The organism is Mycolicibacterium confluentis, assembly GCF_010729895.1.
Lineage (GTDB): Bacteria > Actinomycetota > Actinomycetes > Mycobacteriales > Mycobacteriaceae > Mycobacterium > Mycobacterium confluentis.
On record NZ_AP022612.1, the window covers coordinates 5,305,350 to 5,325,504 of the forward strand.

The 20,155-nt window shown below is 65.7% G+C and carries 18 protein-coding genes; 6 read left to right on the plus strand and 12 right to left on the minus strand.

Features of this window, described 5'->3' with window-relative positions; translation table 11 throughout:
- Positions 1-92 precede the first annotated feature (92 nt).
- On the minus strand, positions 93-851 hold the full coding sequence (locus G6N34_RS24905) for an SDR family oxidoreductase (RefSeq protein ID WP_085152169.1): 759 nt from the start codon (positions 849-851) through the stop codon (positions 93-95).
- A 160-nt stretch (positions 852-1,011) separates the two neighbouring features.
- On the opposite strand from G6N34_RS24905, the gene G6N34_RS24910 reads away from it, so the two are divergent.
- On the plus strand, positions 1,012-1,731 hold the full coding sequence (locus G6N34_RS24910) for an SDR family NAD(P)-dependent oxidoreductase (RefSeq protein ID WP_085152170.1): 720 nt from the start codon (positions 1,012-1,014) through the stop codon (positions 1,729-1,731).
- 108 nt (positions 1,732-1,839) lie between these two features.
- On the plus strand, positions 1,840-2,754 hold the full coding sequence (locus G6N34_RS24915; protein WP_085152171.1) for an MBL fold metallo-hydrolase: 915 nt from the start codon (positions 1,840-1,842) through the stop codon (positions 2,752-2,754).
- 75 nt (positions 2,755-2,829) lie between these two features.
- Here the strand turns inward: G6N34_RS24915 and G6N34_RS24920 are convergent, their stop codons facing one another.
- Entirely contained in the window at positions 2,830-4,074 is a 1,245-nt protein-coding gene (locus G6N34_RS24920) for an RsbRD N-terminal domain-containing protein (protein WP_085152172.1), read from the minus strand.
- A 141-nt stretch (positions 4,075-4,215) separates the two neighbouring features.
- On the opposite strand from G6N34_RS24920, the gene G6N34_RS24925 reads away from it, so the two are divergent.
- The gene (locus tag G6N34_RS24925; protein WP_085152173.1) at positions 4,216-6,231 is read left to right on the plus strand and encodes a fatty acid desaturase; all 2,016 of its coding nucleotides are present in this window, start codon (positions 4,216-4,218) and stop codon (positions 6,229-6,231) included.
- A gap of 9 nt (positions 6,232-6,240) precedes the next feature.
- On the opposite strand, the gene G6N34_RS24930 is transcribed toward G6N34_RS24925, so the two are convergent.
- The gene (locus G6N34_RS24930; RefSeq protein ID WP_163645512.1) at positions 6,241-6,927 is read right to left on the minus strand and encodes a TetR/AcrR family transcriptional regulator; all 687 of its coding nucleotides are present in this window, start codon (positions 6,925-6,927) and stop codon (positions 6,241-6,243) included.
- 137 nt (positions 6,928-7,064) lie between these two features.
- The gene (locus G6N34_RS24935; RefSeq protein ID WP_163645514.1) at positions 7,065-7,226 is read right to left on the minus strand and encodes a hypothetical protein; all 162 of its coding nucleotides are present in this window, start codon (positions 7,224-7,226) and stop codon (positions 7,065-7,067) included.
- Positions 7,227-7,374: 148 nt separating this feature from the next.
- Here G6N34_RS24935 and G6N34_RS24940 point away from each other — a divergent pair, with 148 nt between their 5' ends.
- A complete protein-coding gene (locus tag G6N34_RS24940; RefSeq protein ID WP_133057767.1) occupies positions 7,375-7,803 on the plus strand; it encodes a hypothetical protein in 429 nt (142 codons plus the stop codon).
- A gap of 422 nt (positions 7,804-8,225) precedes the next feature.
- Here G6N34_RS24940 and G6N34_RS24945 read toward each other — a convergent pair whose 3' ends face one another.
- The 7 genes from G6N34_RS24945 to G6N34_RS24975 all read right to left on the minus strand — a co-directional run bounded on the left by G6N34_RS24945 (position 8,226) and on the right by G6N34_RS24975 (position 15,315).
- The gene (locus G6N34_RS24945; protein WP_085152176.1) at positions 8,226-8,678 is read right to left on the minus strand and encodes an ester cyclase; all 453 of its coding nucleotides are present in this window, start codon (positions 8,676-8,678) and stop codon (positions 8,226-8,228) included.
- 277 nt (positions 8,679-8,955) lie between these two features.
- Positions 8,956-9,726, minus strand: a complete 771-nt coding sequence (locus G6N34_RS24950) for an SDR family NAD(P)-dependent oxidoreductase (protein ID WP_163645516.1) — start codon at positions 9,724-9,726, stop codon at positions 8,956-8,958.
- 120 nt (positions 9,727-9,846) lie between these two features.
- A complete protein-coding gene (surE, locus tag G6N34_RS24955; RefSeq protein WP_085152178.1) occupies positions 9,847-10,725 on the minus strand; it encodes a 5'/3'-nucleotidase SurE in 879 nt (292 codons plus the stop codon).
- A 37-nt stretch (positions 10,726-10,762) separates the two neighbouring features.
- Positions 10,763-12,136 carry an NADP-dependent succinic semialdehyde dehydrogenase gene (locus G6N34_RS24960; protein WP_085152179.1) on the minus strand — a complete coding sequence of 458 codons (1,374 nt, stop codon included), beginning with the start codon at positions 12,134-12,136 and terminating at the stop codon, positions 10,763-10,765.
- A gap of 43 nt (positions 12,137-12,179) precedes the next feature.
- The gene (locus tag G6N34_RS24965; RefSeq protein ID WP_163645518.1) at positions 12,180-13,286 is read right to left on the minus strand and encodes a biotin/lipoyl-containing protein; all 1,107 of its coding nucleotides are present in this window, start codon (positions 13,284-13,286) and stop codon (positions 12,180-12,182) included.
- The gene (locus tag G6N34_RS24970) at positions 13,283-14,260 is read right to left on the minus strand and encodes an alpha-ketoacid dehydrogenase subunit beta (RefSeq protein WP_085152181.1); all 978 of its coding nucleotides are present in this window, start codon (positions 14,258-14,260) and stop codon (positions 13,283-13,285) included. The genes G6N34_RS24965 and G6N34_RS24970 overlap by 4 nt, the downstream gene beginning before the upstream one ends.
- A complete protein-coding gene (locus G6N34_RS24975) occupies positions 14,248-15,315 on the minus strand; it encodes a thiamine pyrophosphate-dependent dehydrogenase E1 component subunit alpha (protein ID WP_165763654.1) in 1,068 nt (355 codons plus the stop codon). Before G6N34_RS24975 ends, G6N34_RS24970 begins: the two co-directional genes overlap by 13 nt.
- 195 nt (positions 15,316-15,510) lie before the next feature.
- Here G6N34_RS24975 and G6N34_RS24980 point away from each other — a divergent pair, with 195 nt between their 5' ends.
- Both G6N34_RS24980 and G6N34_RS24985 read left to right on the plus strand, forming a co-directional pair.
- Entirely contained in the window at positions 15,511-16,572 is a 1,062-nt protein-coding gene (locus G6N34_RS24980) for a choline/ethanolamine kinase family protein (RefSeq protein WP_163645520.1), read from the plus strand.
- Positions 16,569-19,472, plus strand: a complete 2,904-nt coding sequence (locus G6N34_RS24985; RefSeq protein ID WP_085152183.1) for an FAD-binding and (Fe-S)-binding domain-containing protein — start codon at positions 16,569-16,571, stop codon at positions 19,470-19,472. The genes G6N34_RS24980 and G6N34_RS24985 overlap by 4 nt, the downstream gene beginning before the upstream one ends.
- A gap of 88 nt (positions 19,473-19,560) precedes the next feature.
- Here G6N34_RS24985 and G6N34_RS24990 read toward each other — a convergent pair whose 3' ends face one another.
- Positions 19,561-20,109 (minus strand): VOC family protein, encoded by a 549-nt coding sequence (locus G6N34_RS24990; protein WP_163645522.1) that lies wholly within the window; start codon positions 20,107-20,109, stop codon positions 19,561-19,563.
- Between the last annotated feature and the right edge of the window lie 46 nt (positions 20,110-20,155).

Here is a 20,155-nt window from a genome sequence, read left to right on the forward strand (position 1 = left end):
TGATCATGAGGGCAGGGCCGACCCAATGGATGGTAACGACAGCTCGCGGCCGGGGTCCAGCGCTCGCGGCCTGCCTCCGTGTCAAGTGCTGATCAGCTCGTGGCGGCGGTCTCGAGAATCCAGTCCTCGAAGCGGATGTCGAAGAGCGATGCGCCGTCGCCGGGTACCAGTGTGTGCTCATCGATGTCGACTCCCCAGTACCGCGCCGTCGGGTCAACCACCACCTCGCGGTGGTCACCGTGAGCGGTCAGGGCGGTGCGAATCAGATCTGGCAGCCGGAACTGCTCGGGCCCACCCACTTCGGCGATGCCGTTCACCGGTTGGTTGACCGCGGCGATGGCGACGGCTTCGGCGACATCTGTCGTGGCCATGGGCTGAATCAGGGCATCGGGCAGTCGCACCTGGCCGTCGACCGTCGCGGAATCGGCGATCGTGCCCAGGAATTCGAAGAACTGCGTCGCCCGCACGATCGTGTACGGCACCGGTCCCTCTGAGATGAGCTTCTCCTGCGCCAACTTCGCCTTGAAGTAGCCGCTCTCGCGGGCCAACTGTTCGGTTCCGACCACGGAGAGGGCCACATGGTGTGAAACGCCCGCCTGTGCCTCCGCGGCCAGCAGATTCCGGGTGGATGCGTTGAAGAACTCCTGGGCCGCAACCTCCTCGAAGGTCGGTGAGTTGGTCACATCCACCACCGCGTCGGCACCGCTCAACACGTCGGCCAACCCCTCGCCGGTGACGGTGTTCACGCCCGTGGACGGTGCGGCGGCCACGACGTCGTGGCCGTGTTCGTTCAGTTGGTGGACCACCTTGGATCCGATTCGGCCAGTGCCGCCGATGACGACGATTCTCATGGTGGGCCTTTCTGTTCGCCGGGTTGGGAGGCGTCGATGTCGCCTTCGACCACCAGAACCACTGACCCCTCGCCGATTCATCCGCGTGGCAGTCCTCACTGCGGGACAACCAGACCCGTGCGACGCGGTTTCCACAGGTGAACTCAACGAAAGGACTGTCATGAACCTGCAGGGACACCGCGCGCTCGTCACCGGGAGCACCGCGGGCATCGGCCTGGCCTGTGCCCGACTGTTGGCGGGGGCCGGCGCCGAGGTGATCATCACGGGACGCGACTCCGCCCGCGGCGAGAGCGCTGTCGCCACCCACGACCGGATGCGCTTCATCAGGGCCGATGTCGCCGACCTGGCCTCCGTGGACGCACTGCTTGAACAGGCCGGGGACATTGACGTTCTGGTGAACAACGCCGCGACCTTTCCCGGGGCGTTGACCGTCGACCAGGACGTCGCGTCGTTCGCGCGGACATTCGACACCAACGTCCGCGGCGCTTACTTCCTGACCGCCGCGGTGGCGGCAGGGATGGTGCGGCGCGGTCGGGGGAGCATCGTCAATGTCACGTCGATGGTGGCCGCCAAGGGTGTCCCGGGCGCGTCTGTGTACAGCGCTTCGAAGGCTGCGGTGGAGTCCTTGACGCGCACGTGGGCGGCCGAATTCGCAGGCGAGGGCGTCCGCGTCAACGCCGTGGCCCCAGGACCGACGAACACCGAAGGTGTGTACGCCGAATGGGGCGACACCAACGAAGAACTCGGCCGCGCACTGCCTTTGGGCCGCACCGCCGAACCCGACGAGATCGCGCAGGCCGTGCTCTTCCTGGCGTCTCCGCGCGCCAGCTTCATCACCGGCGTGGTCCTGCCCGTCGACGGGGGCGGCAGAGCCGTGTGAATGCCGGGTCCTTCTCGGCGCTGGATGACTTCCGCGACGCGGGGACGTTCTGGGGACAGACGGGTGATCGCGCCTGGTCGGAGTCAGAGTCCTCAGGAGGAGAACACCATGAGCACAGCCAACCTCGCCACGTCGGCCGGACTCGTGCACGACGAGTTGGTTCCGTCCCGATACGCCCTACAGGTCGGGGATCTCGACGTACTGGTGATCAGCGACGGGGTGCTGCCAATCCCGGCGGAGACGCTGGCCACCAATGCCGGTGCGGCCGATCTGGCGGCCTGGCTCAAGGAGATGTTCCTACCGCCGGATCTGATCGACTGGCCGCTGAATGTCGCGGTGGTGCGCAGTGGTGAACGGACCATCCTCATCGATTCCGGTCTGGGACTGGAGTTTCCGGACTTTCCGCGGGCCGGACGGCTGGCCCTGCGGCTTGAGGCCGCCGGCATCGATCCGGAATCCGTCACCGATGTCGTGCTCACCCACCTGCACATGGACCACGTCGGAGGTCTGCTCAGCGACGCGCTGCGGGGACGGATGCGTCAAGATCTGCGGATTCACCTGGCGACGGCCGAGGCCGACTTCTGGGCGGCGCCCGACTTCTCCCGTACGGCCATGCCCGCACCGGTGCCCGAGGTGCTGCGTTCGGTCGCCTCACGATTCCTGGACGTCTACCGCCACCAGTTGCGGCCATTCGAAAGGGAATACGAAGTGGCCCCCGGCGTCGTGGTCTCCCGCACCGGTGGTCACACGCCCGGCCACAGCATCGTCCGCCTCGAGTCGAGTGGTGATCGATTGACGTTCGCCGGTGACGCGGTGTTCCAGGTGGGTGCTGATCAACCCGACTGGCACAACGGTTTCGAGCACGACCCGGAGGAGGCGGCACGAGTCCGAGTCCGACTCCTGCGGGAACTCGCGGCCACGGGTGAGTCGTTGGTGGCAACCCATCTGCCGTTCCCCTCCGTGTGCAAGGTGGCAGTCGCCGGGGACGCCTTCCGGTTTGTGCCGACGGTGTGGGACTACTGAGAACTTTCCGCCACGATGAGTTCCACGCGTGTCGGCATCCTCGCGATCAGTGTGTGGGGGCCCGGTTCATCCCGCTCATTCCGTGAGGATCGCGGGACCGAACCAATGGCACAGGAGCAGCGCGACTTCCACGTCGAGGCGGTCATCGGTGATGGGTCGACCGCGGCGTTCGGCGGCACGCTGCACCCGGTATTTGACCGAGTTGAAGTGCAGGTGAAGCTCGCCGGCGGCGGCCTTGAAACTGGAACCGGCGCGCAGGAACACCCGGAGCGTTTCGCGCAGGCGTTCGTCGCCTGGACTCGCCGTGGCCAACGGTCCGAGGACGGCGGCCACCCACGCGCGCGCCTCATCCAGATCAGTTCCCGCCAGGCCCGCCAACATCAGTCCGGGCTCAGCCGCGCTGACCGGCCGATCACCAGGCGATCCCGCTGCGAGCATCACGCGACGGGCAAGCTGTGCCTGCCGGTGCGACCGCCGAAACCCCGCCACTCCCGGCAGGGCGCGGCCCGCGACAACGTGCAGGGTCGAGTCCTCGGGAATGGGCGCCAACGTGATGTTCTCGGATCTGACGGGTAACCAGGCCCACGCAGTGAGCCGGTCAGCCGAAACGAACAGCGCGCGCTCGCGGGCTCCCACCGAGGCGGCGCACTCGTGTACGTACCGCTCCATAGCGCTCAGTTCATCCTGATCGCCGGAGGCGTCGCACCACAGCACCAACCCCACATGGGTCGCCCGCAGCGGATACCGCAATGTGGTCGAGACCGCATCGACGTCGACATCGTCGTCGGATTCCAACACGCCACGGATCTCAGCTGCCTGCAGTCGGTTTCGACTCTGCTGCCACCTGTCGTACTCGTCCTGGTAGACGCCGAGCACCTGCTGGGTGATCCAGTCGATGTAGCGGAACGTCACCGCGAGGATCTCGTCGAAGACGTCGAGGCGACGTTGCGGATCCAGGTCGGAGGCGCGGATCTCCTCAAGCAGGATCTTAAGCACCGCCTGGTGACCGATCCGGTAGGCACGCACCAGCGCATTGGCCGACACGTCCCGTTGCGCGAGGCGCCGCGCGTACTCCAGGGCGGCCGTCGGCGCCTCCACATGCCCCACCGGGATGCCGTGACGAATCGCCGATAAGACGGTGTCGATGTTCGCGGCCACGTTGTCCCGGAGCAGCTGCACCAGCTGAGCGTCGCCGCCGAGGTCGGCCACCTCCTCCATCAACACACGCTGGGTGCGGGCGGTGACCTCGTCGAGATTGTCGACCAGCCTTCCGACGACGTCCGCCGCGGCCGAACCCTCGCCACTGGGCGGGATCTCCATGCTGCGGACCTTACTGCACAAATTTTGTCTCCAGAAGACAAGCGCGATCCGCGGGTTGGTTCCCTGACGATATGGCCATACACCGACGACGTTCGTAGCGTTTGTACTTATCGGTTCTACTCCGGATCTCGGGAGGCACGCATGGCGCTCAGAGAAGCGCTCGACGACACGGCGGCGACACCCCGCCACGCGTTGCCGGATCCGGGTGCCCCGGCGCCCAGGCTCGCGGTGCCGACCGTGGCGATCCTCGTGGGTGGGTGGATTGCGTTCGTGACGTCCACGATCGGCTACGTCCAGGGCTGGATGCCGGCCGGCGTGACGATCGCGGTCAACGCGGTGGTCACGTTCCTGATGTTCACCGTGGGGCATGAGGCGATCCACTACGCGGTCAGCACCACCCGATGGGTCAACGGTCTGGTCGGCCGGTTGGCGTGGCTGTTGGTCGTACCGATCATCTCGTTCCCCACGTACGCCTTCGTCCACATCGAGCACCACCGGCACTCCAATGACGACGAGAACGATCCCGATGCCTGGGCCTCACACTCCCGGTGGTGGCAGATGCCGTTGCGCTGGCCATTCCCCGAGGTGCTCTACGGCCGGTTCATCCTGCGCACCCTGCGGAGTCGGCCGAAGGCCGAAGTCGTCGAAACCCTGGGGCTTCTCACGCTGAGCACGATCGGGTTGATCGCCGCCGTCGCCACCGGCAACCTGTGGACGCTTGCGGTGGTGTTCCTGATTCCCCAACGGATCGGCCTGGTGGTCCTGGTGTGGTGGTTCGACTGGCTCCCCCACCACGGGTTGGCCGACACCCAACGCAGCAACCGCTACGGCGCGACGCGTCTTCGGGTCGGCATGGAGTGGCTGTACACCCCGCTGATGCTGTCGCAGAACTACCACCTGGTGCATCACCTGCATCCGTCGGTGCCGTTCTACCGGTACCGAAAGACGTGGCGCCGCAACGAGGATGCCTACCTGCAGCGCGAGGCCGCGATCTCCACGGTGTTCGGCCAACAGCTGAACCCCACGGAGTACCGGGAGTGGAAGCGACTCAACGGAAGGCTGAGTCGCGTGGTGCCGGTGCACATGCCACCGCGGTCGAGCGCCACCCACGCTGTGCTGCACCGCATCCCGGTGGCATCGGTGGACCCGATCACCGACGACAGCACACTGGTGACCTTCGCCGTGCCCGAGTCGCTGCGGGAGGAGTTCCGGTTCGAGCCTGGCCAGCACGTCACCATTCGCACCAGTCTGCGCGGCGAGGAGACCCGCCGCAGCTACTCGATCTGCGCCCCCGCGACCCGGGCCCAACTGCGCATCGCCGTCAAACACATTCCCGGGGGCGTGTTCTCAGAGTTCGTCGCCCACCATCTGCGACCCGGCGACGTGTTGGACGTGATGACTCCCGCTGGGCGCTTCGGCACACCCCTGGATCCGCTGGCACGGCGGCACTACGTCGGTTTGGTCGCCGGCAGCGGAATCACCCCGGTGCTGTCGATCCTTGAAACGGTGCTGGAGATCGAGACCGACAGCCGGTTCACGCTGATCTACGGCAACCGGACCAGGGAGTCGACGATGTTCCGGCACGCCCTGGCCCGGTTGGAGTCCCGCTACTCCGACCGCCTCGAGATCCGACACGTGCTGTCCGGGGCGCAGCAGCACACCCCGGAGTTGCGCGGTCGGATCGACACCGACAAGCTGCGCCGGTGGCTGACCACCAGCCTGCACCCCGACACCGTCGACGAGTGGTTCATCTGCGGTCCGCCCGACATGAGCACCGCGGCCCGCGACACCCTCGCCGCGCACGGCGTCGATGTGGACCGCATCCATCTGGAGCTCTTCACCGGCTACCCCACCCCGGCGGTCCCCCGTCGTGACTATTCCAGTGCCGCAGTCACGTTCACTCTGGCCGGACAGCAGACCGCGTTCGACCTCGAGGCCGGCGACACCATTCTCGAAGGCGCCCTGCAGCGCCGGCCCGATGCGCCCTACTCGTGCATGGGTGGGGCCTGCGGCACCTGCCGAGCCAAACTCGTGGACGGCACGGTGGAGATGGATCAGAACTTCGCACTCGGGCCCGCAGAACTGGACGCAGGTTATGTGCTGACCTGCCAGGCACATCCGACGAGCGCGAGCGTGTCGGTCGACTACGACGCCTGACTCGGGCGGCTACCGCTTCGCGACGAGGACCAGTTCACGCACAAGTTCCCAAACGAATTCCGCCACTTCTTCGGTGGAGTCGTATCGCCCTCCACCACTCACGTGCCAACGCTTCGCTTGGTCGCACAATGCAAGAACGGCGCGTGACCGCTCAACAGCAGTCTCACTGACGCACAGTTCGCCGACCAGATTCTCGACGTAGCCGTGGTACATCGCGCGCAGTGCGTGAATTTCTTTGAGATTTGCCGAGGACAAGACGTCGGCGACACCAACCCCGTCTGCCGCGGCATCCCATGCCGACGCCTTTTCTTCCGACTCCAGCTGCCAGCGGGTGTGCTGGGCGACCACACTGCGCAGCTGCTCTTCGGCACTCATGTCCACGTCGATTCCCGCCAGCACGAAAGCAAGAAACTGCTCGAAGATCTCTCGCAGACCGTCGACCAGCATCTGCTCTTTGCCGTCCGGAAAGTGCGCGTACAGGCTCGCCGCCTTGATTCCCACCACAGCCGCGATATCACGCATCGATGTGCCGGCATATCCCCGCCGAGCGAAAAGGGAGATTGCAGTCTCCATAATCCCTTGACGCGTGTCACTTCCAGACGTGACACGGCGCCGCAGATGCATCAGGATCCGCGCGAGGTCGGCCGCAGCCGCACCAGATGGAGCGCGCCCAGACGCTGAGGCAGATTCGACCACGCCGACGAGTTTAGAGGACATCTGCGGCGACGAACCGAACGGCCATTAGCCATGGTGCTCCGGGATGCAGAGACCTATCGGCACTTGTTATCGGGCGGCCCTGAGAGCAGCCCACCGGATCCACGCTCTGACGAGAGCTAGAGGTTGACCATCAGCCTAACGATCGTTAGGCTGATGGTCGTCGCCGTGCGGAGGTCGGGGCGAGCATCCATCGCGACCCACCGGACTGTGACCATGCCCGTACCAGTGTTGAGCACCGAACCTCCGATCACCGGGATCGTCGAGTCGGCGGCCTTCATTTCGTGACTCTGAAGGGAAGATCATGAACACATTCGCAGCGAGCGCTCCTACACGAGCTTCGTCGCGACGCCCGCGCCACCGCTGGTGACGATCCTTGAGAACTTTGTAATACGTTGTGCACGAGTGACTTCGAGGAGACGGGCCCCGATGCCGCAATCACCTCCGCGTACTTCACCAGCAGAAGGACCCGCGTGCCTGGACAAGTTCGATCGCGAAATCCTCTTGTTCGCCCTCGAATGGGCTCCGTTCGGCGGTCCTGAGGAAGAGGATGTCTTCCCGCGCTTCGGGCTGACCACCGCACAGCTGCGCGAGCGCGTCCTGGCGATCATCAACCGCGCGACCACACCGGTGAGCAGTTCATCCGACCGGTCACTGATCAATCGGGTCAAGCGTGCCGACTGCTGGAAGGCAACCCCCGTGTCCGCGGACGAGACGGCTCCGCAGGCGGCTGACCAGTCCCCGTCCACAACTGCCGCCAACGCGTCCGAAGACCCCTTGGCGGTGCCGTCGAACTTCGTCTGGCGCCATCACCGCGGGGTGTGGCGCCTCATGGAACACGATGGGCCCCAGTCTTAGCCGGTCACACACTGCGACAACACAGGGATCACAGCTCAACGGGTAAGACCGTGTCGAGCTGTGATCCCCTGATGCAGCGCTGTAGAAACGGTCCCGACTCGGGTCCAGTTTGAGCTGGCGGGCTATGAACGGCGACTGCGGTCCTGCCTGCGTACCACGGCTCTCCAGCGTGATCGCCACGACGGAATGGCCGCAGGCGACGGCTCTCCGCGGAACAGTGCGGCCAGTTGAAAGATGTTGCTGCCGCCGCAGAGCGGGCAACCGCAGGCGTCCTCGCACTGGTCGTGGTGGCTATCCCCCCGACCCGAAGCGGGCCCGTGTCCCATCTGCTGTGCACCGTTCATCGTCAGTCGTGTCAATCGAAGAACTGGTCTCGGCCGACGGCGGCGCCGACCGAGACCTCGCCCGTCGGCATCGGTCGGCTACGTGCCGCTGCTTGCCGCTTTGACCTGATCGATGATGACACCTGTGTCATAGGCCAGAGTCTCGTGGGCGACCATGGTCATCTCGTCGTTGCACTTATAGATGGCAATCGCCGGAAAGCTCACCCGAATTCCGGTGGGCGCCAACCCGTACAGCTCGCCCGTGTGGTCACCGGAGATGATCAATCGCATAATCGAGGTGGTACCCGTGTCGATGATCTCGGTCGGTTCGATCCGGACGTTCGAGTACGGGCCGAAGAGTTCCTTGCAATAGGGATGCAGTTCGGCGCGACCACGGACGACTTCGGTACTCGACAGATCCTCCAGAACGCAGTCTTCGGTGAAGAGCGCGCAGATCTTGTCTGCGACATCGTCGAGATCCTCGTCGGACCGGATGTCGGTCTCGGCGAAGATGCGGAACTCCTCGAGCATCGGGGCGCTCGGCTTGGGCATCTGTCTTCTCCTTGGGTGAGGGGTGGTGAGGAGGACGCTTGGGTGCCAGACCTGGCGTACTGATCGACACTCGCCTGGCGCATCCGCTTGGTCAGGGTCATCGGGTGAATCCCGAATCACGATGATCGGGGATAAGGCCTGCGCACAATGGCATCCCTCGCACCCGCCCGCATGGGGCAGACCACGAGAGGTGGCCCATTGATGGCGGACCTCATCACCCGAAGACCGCGATCCTCATTGACTGCCGTGCAGGATCGGGCCCGCCGGCCGAGGAGTTCTAGGCCGGAGCGGCCTCAGTCCACTCTGCCCAGCTGACACCCGCCGTCATACCGCAGTCGATGTGCAGAGCTTGTCCCGTGATGACCGGGCAGTCGTCAGCGGACAGGAAGTGCACGAGGGCAGCGACGTGCTCGGGTTCGATGATGCTGCTGATCGCCGAGGTCTTGGAGAAGGCGTTGACCTCCTGCTGTCCGTCGGCGAACTCGGCCAGCATCGGCGTGTTCACTGCCGTCGGACAGATGCAGTTGACCCTGATGCCGTCGCGCCCGTACTCGACCGCGGCGGTCTTGGTCAGGCCCACCACGGCGAACTTCGAGGCGTTGTAGGAGCCGTATCCGGGCGCCACGTACTGACCGAGGATCGACGATGTGTTGATGATCGCACCGCCCTCCTTCATGAACGGGCGCGCGTACTGCATGCCGTACAGAACACCGAGGCTGTTGACCTCGATGTGCCTCATGAACCGATCCGTGGAGATCTCGTCGATGTTCTGCCGAGTCAGCGAGATACCAGCGTTATTGACCACGATGTCCAGCGTGCCGGTGCGCTCACCCGCCTGCTTCATTGCGTTGGCGACACTGCTCTCGTCGGCGACGTCAGTCTGGATGAAGGTGCCGCCGCAGGCCTCCGCCACCGCCTGACCGGCCTCCGCATCCAAGTCGAGCACGTAGACGTAGGCACCCGCACCGGAAAGCCTTTCAGCACAGCACTTTCCAATCCCCATTGCGGCTCCGGTGATGACCGCGGTCTTTCCCGTCAAATCGAACACGATGGTCTTCCTTTCCTTCTGCGGTTTCCATTCCACCAGCGGTGGAACTGAAGAATTGGTCAGCAGCAGCCGGGCTCTCCGCTCGGCCATCGAGGTGTCGAACCCGGCCGCTGCTGTGGATCAGAGGCCCGGCGCCCCCAGGCGGGCGACGAAGGCGTCGAGCCACGCGTTCACGCCCGTGGGAGCGTCTGACAGCCCGTCCCAGTCAGCCCTCACGGCGGAGACACTCGCTGCACCGCCGATGACGGCGGCGTAATCTGTGCCGGCGCTGGTGTTCACCTCAGGGTCCGGGTGGCCCGGTTTCGCGTAGGCCCATACGTTCCAGGAGTCCTCGCTCAGCATCTCAGCGGGCGTCCAGTTCCGTTGATAGCTGAACGGACTCAGCTGTGCCTTCTGCACCGCGGGTTCTTTGACTCCATGCGGGAAGTTGACACTGGCGATGACCCTGGGCGGGGGCGGGTTCTCGACGAGAGTTCTGGTGGCCCGCACCGCGAGGTCTGTCGCCAGGAAATGGTGGGCCCCGCGCGACACCATCGAGATGTCACCCGCGTCGTCCTGCTGCGAGAACGCGATGGACGGGATTCGCAGAAGCGCGCCCTCCAGGGCCGCGCCGATCGTGCCGGAGAAGGTCGAATCGTCGCCCATGTTGACGCCGTGGTTGATTCCTGAGGCGACGACGTCGACTGGGTCGATCACGTCCGAAAGGACCGCAACTCGAACACAGTCGGCCGGTGTCCCCGCGCACGAATAGACCCGATTGCCATGGCCATCATCGTCATGCAGGCGCACCACCACGGGTCCATGGCACGTGACGCCACGACCGACACCACTCTTGTTGGCCGCCGGTGCCATCACGGTCACACGGAATCCCGCCGCGATCAACGCCGCGCGGAGCGCCTGCAGCCCCTCCTTGTCGTATCCGTCGTCGTTGGTGAGGAGCACGTGCGTCGGTGCACCCGATTCGTTCGACGCGGTGGCCACCTGGGCGCTCGTTGTCATGTGCGGATCTCTCAATCTTGTTGAAGTGCAGCGGTTCTCAGCGTACCCAGACGGTTTTGGCGTTGCAGAACTCGCGGAGTCCGTACAGCGACAGTTCGCGTCCGTAGCCGCTCAACTTGACGCCGCCGAAGGGAAGTTCGGGGAATGAGGCGGTCATCCCGTTCACGAACACCGCGCCAGACTCGATCGACTCCACACAGTGCGCCACCTCATCGTCATCGTCGGTCCACACGCTGGATCCGAGACCGAACCGGGTGGCATTGGCCAGACAGATGGCCTCATCGAGGCTCGCCACGCGGTACAGGGACGCCAGGGGGCCGAACGCCTCTTCATGGAACAACCGCATTTCGGCGCTGATATCGGCGACAACGGTTGGGGGATAGAACCATCCATCACCCTCGAGCGCAGCACCGCCGCAGAGGACCCGCGCGCCCTTGGACCTGGCGTCCTCCACCAGTTCGGTCATCTCAGTGACACCGGACCGGCTCGCGAGTGGGCCCACCTCCGTCTCGGGGTCGGTGGGGTCGCCGACACGCAGTGCCGCCATCCGCGACACGAACGCGTCCGTGAACGCCTCGTACACGTCCTGGTGCACGATGAAACGCTTTGCCGCGATACAGGACTGACCGTTGTTCTGCGTTCGGGCGGTGACAGCGACTTCGGCGGCACGTTCGACGTCTGCCGACGGCAGGACGATGAAAGGGTCCGATCCCCCGAGCTCCAACACCATCTTCTTCAACTGCTCGCCCGCCAAGGACGCCACCGCGCGTCCCGCGTTCTCGCTTCCCGTCAGCGTGGCGGCCGCCACCCGCTCGTCGCGGAGCACCGATGCGACCTGGTCGCTCGTGATGAGCAGGGTCTGCATCGCGCCTTCAGGAAAGCCGGCCCTGGCGACGAGTTCCTCGATGAGCAGCGCACTCTGCGGAACATTCGATGCGTGCTTGAGCAGCACAGCGTTACCGGCCGCAAGTGCTGGGGCAATGAATCGAATGGCCTGCCATGCGGGGAAGTTCCAGGGCATCACGGCAAGAACGACGCCCAAGGGTTGATACCGGACCTCAGCGCGGGCTGCTCCCACTGCGGTGGCGTCGGCGGGCTCCGCCGCGAGCATGGCTGCGGCGTTCTTCGCGTAGTACCGACACCCGAGCGCACACTTACGAACCTCGGCCTTGGCCGAAGCGAGGGTCTTGCCCATCTCGGTGGTCATGATCGCGGCCATCCGATCGACCTCGTCGTCCAGGATGTCGGCCAGCCGATCGAGCAGGACAGTCCGCTCTTCGAGGCTGGTGTTGCGGAGCTTCGTCAACCCGGTCGACGCACGCGCCAACCGCGTCTCGAGTTCTTCGGATGTCAGCGGCTCGAAGCTGCATTCGGTCACCCCGGTGGTGGGGTTGACGGTTGCGATTGCCATTCGATCTCCAAGTGCAGTCAGGCGTGAAACAGGAACAAAGGGGCTACGACTCGCGCAGTTCGGCGACCCATCTGGGGTCGGATATCCGGGTGCGGATGTCGTCGATGAGTTGGCCGATCTGTGTGGTGGTGATCGACGGGTCTGCGGCGACGGAAACTGTGGCCGCGCTGATGAACTCGATCACTGGTCGGCCGGATGCCGCGGTGGTGACGACCGCTCGTTCGACGGTGGCACCGACGCAGACCTGGAGGCGGTACCCATCGTCAAGCGGGCTGGTCACGCTGGACAGTCCCAGTTTGCCCACATCCTCCACGCCGATCCATGCGGCGGCTCCTGTCGGCGCCGCGCCCTTGCCATCCGCGATGCGCGCCCGGATCGCCGCCGGTGTCAGGTCCCGCGCCCGCGGGATGTGGCGTCCGTCCACGGCGAGCTCGACCGCATCACCATCGGTCAGGCGGCGGCGATGCACACTCGTGAAGAGGCTCGCCGCGACAGCGGCAGTGATCAGCGTGGTGTCGATGGGCGTTCCACTCAGGGGTGTCACGTCCAGTTCGGCGACCGCAAACCTGGGCAACGTCGGCGCGGACAACGGTTGCACTGCTGTGCCCGTGACCTCGCGCGGACTGTCCTGCGCCAGCGTCGGCGGCGTCGTTGGCGCCGACGCTGGCGCGGACATGACTGTGCGGGGTGCAGCAGTCGCGGTCACCACCGTCTGTTCAACCTCTGGAGCGCGCTCTGCCGCTTCCAGAGCAGCCGACCGTCGCTGCCGCGGGCTCAGCTGGTGCCGGCGTGGTGACACCTCCGTTGCCGCAGTCGATCTGCGTTTCCGAGGACTCTGGGTGTGCCGCCACACGACAGTCTTCGGCGAGTCCGGGGTGTCTGCCGACGGGAGGTCCTCCTCTACGGCCAACACGGTGTCGATTCGCGCGAGGGGGGTTCCGACGGGAACGGTGTCGCCCTCTGCCACCAGCAGTTCCGTGACACGCCCAGTCACCGGCGCCGGAACTTCGGTGTCCACCTTGTCGGTGGCGATCTCCAGAACGGGCGTGAACGCCGTCACCGTGTCGCCGACCTTGCACAACCACTGCAGGACGGTCGCTTCGGTGACGGTCTCACCGAACTGCGGCATCGTGATCAGGGACCCGGTCACTTCTGAACTGATTTCTCCACAGTCGCGACGATCCGCTCGACCGACGGAAGAACGAAGTCCTCCAACGAATCCGCCGAGGGCAGTGGGATGTACGGCGTGGTGATGCGCTCGATCGGAGCATCGAGGTTCCAGAACCCCTCCTCGGCCACGATCGACACGACCTCCGCGCCCCAACCCAGTACGCGCGGGTTCTCCTCCACGGTGAACAGTCGTCCCGTCTTGGCCAGCGATGCCAGGACGGTGGCGGTGTCGAGTGGCACGAGGCAGCGCAGGTCGATCACCTCGACGCTGATGCCCTTCTGCGCCAGTTCCTCGGCGGCCTGGACCGCACGCGGAACCATCAGACCGAGGGCGACCATGGTGACGTCGCTGCCCGGACGGACGATCTTGGCGGTGCCGAGCGTGTCGATGATCTCGCCGTCGGGCACTTCGCCCTTGGTGGCGTAGAGCCCCTTGGCCTCTAGGAAGATCACCGGGTCGTCGGATCGGACAGCCGCGGCCATCAACCCGATGAGATCGGTGGGGTTGGACGGCGCGACGACCTTCAGGCCGGGCACGGCCATGGCCCAGTTGTCGATGGTCTGGGAGTGCTGCGCACCGAAGCGGAGTCCGCCACCGTTCCCACTCTTGATCACCAGCGGCATGCTCACCTGCCCGTCGGTCATGTAGCGGGTCTTGGCGATCTGGTTGGCCACGATGTCCCAACACACGCCGAAGAAATCGGCGAACATGATTTCGGCGATGGGCCGCAGACCGGTCATCGCCGCTCCCATGGCCGCACCGAGGATCGCCTGTTCCGCGATCGGGCAGTCGATGACGCGCTTGGGCCCGAACTGATCGAGCAGGCCCTCGGTGGTCTTGAACACACCTCCGGCGCCGGCGATGTCCTCGCCGAACAGCACGACACGCTCATCGCGTGCCATCTCCTGTGCGATCGCCCGCGCAACTGCACTGCGATAGGTCAGTTCCGCCATGATGATCCTCCGTCGGCCCAAAGTTCGGTGAGTGCGGTCTCAGGAGCGGGCAGGGCGCCTGCGATGGCCTCCTCGGTGGCCAGCTCCACGGCCGCCGAAGTCTCTTTCTCAATGGCGTCGAGCTTGGCTGCGTCGACGCCCAGGCGCAGCAGTCGCTCGCGGTAGATCCTGAGCGGGTCGTAGGCCTTCCAGGCCTCGACCTCCTCCTGCGGCCGGTACTTGCCCGGATCGGCACGTGAGTGGCCACCGTGGCGATAGGTCACCGCCTCGATCAGGGACGGTCCTTCGCCGGCCCGGGCCCGGTTCAGGGCACGGATCGCGGTCAGGTGCACCTCGTCGGCGTCGTTGCCGTCGATGCACGTGGACTCCAGCGCATACGCCGACGCACGATCGGCCGCGGGCCGCTCGACTGCGGTGATGCTGGCAGTGGAGGTGTACTCCATGTAGAGGTTGTTCTCGCACACGAACACCACGGGCAGCTTGTACACGGCCGCGAAGTTGATCGCTTCGTGGAAGGCCCCGATGTTGGTTGTACCGTCTCCGAAGAAGCACACCGCCACCTGGTCGGTGCCGCGGTACTGCGCCGAGAAGGCCGCCCCGTTCGCGATGGTGAGGTGCGCACCGATGATGGCGTAGGAGCCCATCATCCCGTGATCCACGCTGGTGAGATGCATGGATCCGCCCTTGCCGCCCATCAGCCCGTTGGCCCGGCCGAGAAGCTCCGCGAGGACCGACGTCATCGACACGCCTCGGGCGAGGGTGTGTGCGTGGCCGCGATAGGTGGCGAAGGTGTAGTCATCGGGCCGGAGCGCAGTACCGAAACCTGCGGCGATCGCCTCCATGCCCATTGACAGATGGGTCGTGCCCTTCACCAGCTGCTTCATGAAGAGGTCGTAGGCCCGCTTCCCGAACTGCCGCATGTCCTGCATCTGCCGGTAGATGGCCAGCCGCGTCGGCAGATCGATCGGAGCCGCGTCATGGTCCGCCGGTTGCGGCGGCATCACGCTCGGATGCGCCCCATACGGGTGGGCGTCAAGTGGTACCCGGATGCTCATTGAAACCCTTGTCTCTAATTGCGATTCAGCAGAAATTATCATCACACGGACGTTGTGTCTATAGAATGGCGTCGAGGTTCTCCTCGGCACCGGCGCCGGGACAGCGGCGCTCTATTTTCACACCGCTCCTGCGACACCGAGTCCGAACAGTGATAAGAATTCCCTAGCTTCATGCAGATCGAAAGGGACCCCACCATGCGCGCTAACCAGGCCAGTGACGCGAACGTGCAGTCTGCGGGGATCCGGCAAGAATCGGACGATCCCGCTCTGCCCCGCATGCCGCGGCCGGCCAACATCGACATCAGCGCCGTCGACGCCCAGTTCCACGACCGCCTGCTCGCAGCGATCGATTCACTCACCGACCCGACCCGGATCGGCGAGCCCTGGGTCGTCACCCCCATGTCAGGTGGCGCGACCAACCTCAACTTCCGCGTGCAGACGGGCGATCTGCGGCTGGCGATGAGGGTGTGTGGGGGTGACATCGAGCGACGAGTGGCCTGCGGCAGCCGCGCCCACGGCGCTGAGATCCAGACCGCGGTCGCCGCCGGGGGCGTCGGCGTTCCACTGCACGCATACGCACTGCCTGAGGGCCATCTGCTCGCTGAGTTCATCGACAATGCCATCGCCCTCAACCTCGAGGAGATGCGCAGTCGAGACCTGGTCGAGAGCATGGCCCGCCTGGTGCGCAGGCTCCACAATCTGCCGGCGATCAGCTGCACATGGTCGGCAGTCGCGGACATCGAGCACTACCGACAGATCGCCGACCGGGAAGGACTGCCCCTCCCCGCCGACATCGATGAACTTCAAGCCGCAGCAGCAGACATCGACCGCCTCACCGGCAGCGTCCCCGGTGCGTACGGCATGTGCCACAACGACCTGCAGATCCAGAACTTCCTCTTCGACGGCCAACGACTGTGGCTGGTGGACTGGGAGTGGGGCGGAATGGGCAACCGGTACTTCGACCTCGGCGCCGTCCTGGTCAACAGCAACTGCACTCGGGAAGAGTCGGAACTGTTCTGCCGCACTTATTTTGGTGAATCGGCGGATATCGAAGCGGAGTTGGCCAGGGCACACCTCATGACCGTGACCTCGGCCATCCGGGAAGGCCTGTGGTCCGTGGCGGCCGCTCCCGTGCTCCCCAACGACTGGGACTACGACGCATGGGCCGACACCTACTTCGGCCGCGCGCGGGCGATCGTTCATTCCGATCAGTACCGCGAACTCACGGCACTGGCGGCTCCGCGCCCCGTCCGATGACGTCACCCTCCCCCGCAGTTCTGGACCTGGTCACATCCCTGAGCCGGTCGCGGCCCGGGCTCGAGATCGATGTGTCGTCATTGACGCGAGCTCAATTCGCCTATGACGCTTCGAATTACCGGCTGACCCCACAAGCGGTCGCCCATCCCCGCGATGTCGACGACGTCGTCGCCATCGTCCGCCAGGCGCACCGGCTGAAGCTGCCGATCACCACCCGGGGCTCGGGCACCTCAATGGCTGGCAATGCGGTGGGCACCGGGTTGGTGCTCAACCTTGCCCGCCACATGAACAGAGTGCTCCGCGTCGATGACGATGCCCGCACAGCCACCGTGGAAGCCGGTGTGGTGTTGGACTCGCTGCAGGAGGTCGTGCGGCCGTACGGGCTGATGTTCGGGCCCGATCCGTCCTCACACAGCCGCGCCACGCTCGGCGGGATGATCGGCAACGACGCCTGCGGCAATCATTCGGTGGCCTACGGTCGCACCGGCGATCACGTCCTCGAGCTGGATCTCGTGCTGGCCGACGGCGTTCGGGTCCGCGCCGACAGCACGGGCATCACCGCGGTGGACCCCGCCGACGAGCAGCGCGTGCGCGTGCTCGAGCGGGGTCTGCGCGAGCTGATCCAGAGCCACCTCGCCGTTCTGCGCACCGAACTCGACCGGGTGCCCCGCCAGGTGTCCGGCTACCACCTCCATCAACTCCTCCCCGAGCGCGGATTCGACGTGGCCCGCAGCCTGGTGGGCAGCGAGGGCACCCTCGCGATCGTCGTCGCCGCCACGGTGCAACTCGTGTCCCGTCCGTCCTTGAACGGGCTGACAGTGATCGGATACGACGACATCGCTGCGGCCGCCGAGGATGTCCCCACCATCCTCGAACTGAAGCCGGCGGCTGTCGAGGGGATGGATCAGGCCATCGTCGAGACGATGCGAGCCCGGCGCGGCGAAGCCGCCGTGGGCCAGATGCCTGAAGGCAACGCCTGGCTGTATGTGGAATTCCTCGAAGACGATCCAGACCTGATCGCGCACAAGGTCGCTCAACTGAAGGACCGGGTGCGCGCCGAAGGTCGCGCCCGTGAGGTGCGCTGGGTGACCTCGGGCCCGGAGCGGGCCGCCATCTGGCGCGTCCGCGAGGACGGCGCCGGCCTGTCGGCAATCGGTCCCGGCGGGATTCGGACCTGGCCGGGATGGGAGGACGCCGCGGTCGCTCCGGATCGCCTGGCAAGCTACCTGCGCGACTTCCGTAACCTGTTGCAGGCGCACGGGTTCGACGGTGTGCTCTACGGACACTTCGGGGCCGGCTGCATTCATGTGCGGATCAACTTCACCACCGACACGGCCGCCGGACGTGACGCGATGCGCTCCTTCGTCGTGGCGGCGGCGGAACTTGTGACCAGCCACGGCGGCACCTTGTCCGGCGAACACGGCGACGGCCGCTCCCGCAGCGAGCTGCTTCCCCTGATGTACACCCCAACCGTGATGTCGGCATTCGCCCAGCTGAAGACGATCTGGGATCCAGACGGCATGCTCAACCCGGGCGTGCTGATCAACCCGGACGCCCTGAGCGCGAACATCCCGAGCGCACCCCCTGCACTTCCTGCGACCTTCGCCCTTGTCGACGACGACGGAGACCTGGCCAAGGCCGCGGGCCGTTGCATCGGAATCGGACGCTGCATCGCGGACACCGGCGGGGTGATGTGCCCGTCGTATCGAGCCACACATGACGAGAAGGACTCCACCCGCGGAAGGGCCAGGGCTCTGCAGAGTTGGGCCGCCCGGGCAGATACCCCGGACACCGCCGACGGCGCGGACATTCTGCGCACACTCGATCTGTGTCTGTCCTGTAAGGCCTGTTCGACGGACTGCCCGACGGGCACCGACATGGCCACCTACAAGTCCGAATTCCTTCATCAGCACTACCGGGGGCAGATGCGCCCGCTGACGCACTACACGCTGGGTTGGCTCCCGACGGCTCTGCGTGCGACGCGGTGGATCGCACCGGTGGTCAACGCGATGCTGTCATCGCGGTGGGTGGTTCGGGCGCTGCCTCGACTCGCTGGGATCACGAGCGAGCGCCGGATGCCCAGATTCGCGTCCTCCCGGTCGATTTCCCGCGAACTGGCGCAGGTCCCGCGCTCGGGTGGCCGAGCCCTGCTGTTCGTGGACTCGTTCACCCGAGGGTTCCGGCCGGAACTTGTCGGATCCGCACAGCGGGTGCTGGCCGCCGCCGGCGTGCAGGTCGAACTCGCACCGGACGTGTGCTGCGGCCTGACCTGGATCACCACCGGTCAGCTCGGTGTCGCGCGTCGAGTCCTGCGCCGCACGGTCCGACTCCTCAATCGGCCTGCAGCAAGCAGTCTTCCGATCATCGTGCTGGAGCCCAGCTGCGCCTCGGCGCTCGCTCACGACCTGCCTGCTCTGCTGCAGCACGACGACGCTCGGGCGGTGGCCGGGCGGGTGCTGACATTCGACCAGGCGCTGCACACCTTGGCAGATCCCGAGTGGGAGTATCCGGAGCTGCCCGAGAACGGAACTCTGCAGACTCACTGCCACGAGTACGCGACGTTCCGTTCTCACAAGCAGTCCGACTCGCTTCGCGGACACGGGATGACGAATCTGCAGGAGGCCACCGGCTGCTGTGGACTGGCCGGCAATTTCGGTTTCGAGGCGGACCACTACTCGACGTCAGTGGCGGTTGCCGGGCAGGCGTTGCTGCCCGCCTTGGACCGGTCCTCGGAGTCCGACGTCGTACTCGCGGACGGGTTCAGCTGTGCGACACAGATCTCCCAACTGCGCCCGGACCGCAAACCTCTGCACCTCGCGCAACTGCTGGACGCGCTGCTGGCCGAGAGATCCGCCGCACCGGACCAGCAGCCCGAGAGTCAAGGCCGTCCGGTCTCCTGACCGCGGACACCGAAAAGGCGCCTGTCCCGATGTTCATCGGGCCAGGCGCCTTTTTCGAAGTGCTGACGAGCCTTGAGGTTTCGCCGGACTAACGGGCCGGTGGCCACACACTGTCGGGTTCGCGCCGCACCGCCGGAACCGTGATGGCCTCCAAGTAGTAGCCGAATCGGTCGAGGGTGTCGAAGTACGCGAAACCTCCCGATCCGTCCGCACCGTTACCGAAACCAGCTTGGACAAGCGGGAATCCGGCCTGCTCCATCCGTTCGATCGAGCCTCTGAGATCCGGCACGTACCAGCCGATGTGGTGCAGGCCCTGGCCGCGATCTTCGAGCCACTCGTTGTAGATGCTGGGACCGGCACCCGGTTCGATGAGCTCCACCTGGGGGTTTTCGCCGCACAGGGCAATGGTCATGGACCACTGCCCGGGACCGCCCCGATAGAGCCTCTCGCCGAGCGTTTCACCGTTGTACTCCCAGATTCGCCAACCGGCCTGCGAGAAACCGATCGCTCCCCAGTCGCGGAGGCCGGCCTCGAGTTCCGGAACGACGATGCCGATCTGGCCGGGTCGGCCCCCGGCGTCGTTGATCAGGGGCACCTCGGCGAGGACGTCGGCTGACATCGCCGATTCAGGCAGCATTCTCATCTACTCTCTGTTGCGGGCGAGCCTTCGACATCGTCCGAAT

Coding starts and splice junctions, on each gene's coding strand:
- G6N34_RS24905 (WP_085152169.1), bottom strand. CDS start 851: ATGAGAATCGTCGTCATCGGCGGCACTGGCCGAATCGGATCCAAGGTG.
- G6N34_RS24910 (WP_085152170.1), top strand. CDS start 1,012: ATGAACCTGCAGGGACACCGCGCGCTCGTCACCGGGAGCACCGCGGGC.
- G6N34_RS24980 (WP_163645520.1), top strand. CDS start 15,511: ATGCGCGCTAACCAGGCCAGTGACGCGAACGTGCAGTCTGCGGGGATC.
- surE (WP_085152178.1), bottom strand. CDS start 10,725: ATGACAACGAGCGCCCAGGTGGCCACCGCGTCGAACGAATCGGGTGCA.
- G6N34_RS24970 (WP_085152181.1), bottom strand. CDS start 14,260: ATGGCGGAACTGACCTATCGCAGTGCAGTTGCGCGGGCGATCGCACAG.
- G6N34_RS24975 (WP_165763654.1), bottom strand. CDS start 15,315: ATGAGCATCCGGGTACCACTTGACGCCCACCCGTATGGGGCGCATCCG.
- G6N34_RS24915 (WP_085152171.1), top strand. CDS start 1,840: ATGAGCACAGCCAACCTCGCCACGTCGGCCGGACTCGTGCACGACGAG.
- G6N34_RS24985 (WP_085152183.1), top strand. CDS start 16,569: ATGACGTCACCCTCCCCCGCAGTTCTGGACCTGGTCACATCCCTGAGC.
- G6N34_RS24990 (WP_163645522.1), bottom strand. CDS start 20,109: ATGCTGCCTGAATCGGCGATGTCAGCCGACGTCCTCGCCGAGGTGCCC.
- G6N34_RS24945 (WP_085152176.1), bottom strand. CDS start 8,678: ATGCCCAAGCCGAGCGCCCCGATGCTCGAGGAGTTCCGCATCTTCGCC.
- G6N34_RS24940 (WP_133057767.1), top strand. CDS start 7,375: ATGCCGCAATCACCTCCGCGTACTTCACCAGCAGAAGGACCCGCGTGC.
- G6N34_RS24960 (WP_085152179.1), bottom strand. CDS start 12,136: ATGGCAATCGCAACCGTCAACCCCACCACCGGGGTGACCGAATGCAGC.
- G6N34_RS24935 (WP_163645514.1), bottom strand. CDS start 7,226: ATGAAGGCCGCCGACTCGACGATCCCGGTGATCGGAGGTTCGGTGCTC.
- G6N34_RS24920 (WP_085152172.1), bottom strand. CDS start 4,074: ATGGAGATCCCGCCCAGTGGCGAGGGTTCGGCCGCGGCGGACGTCGTC.
- G6N34_RS24925 (WP_085152173.1), top strand. CDS start 4,216: ATGGCGCTCAGAGAAGCGCTCGACGACACGGCGGCGACACCCCGCCAC.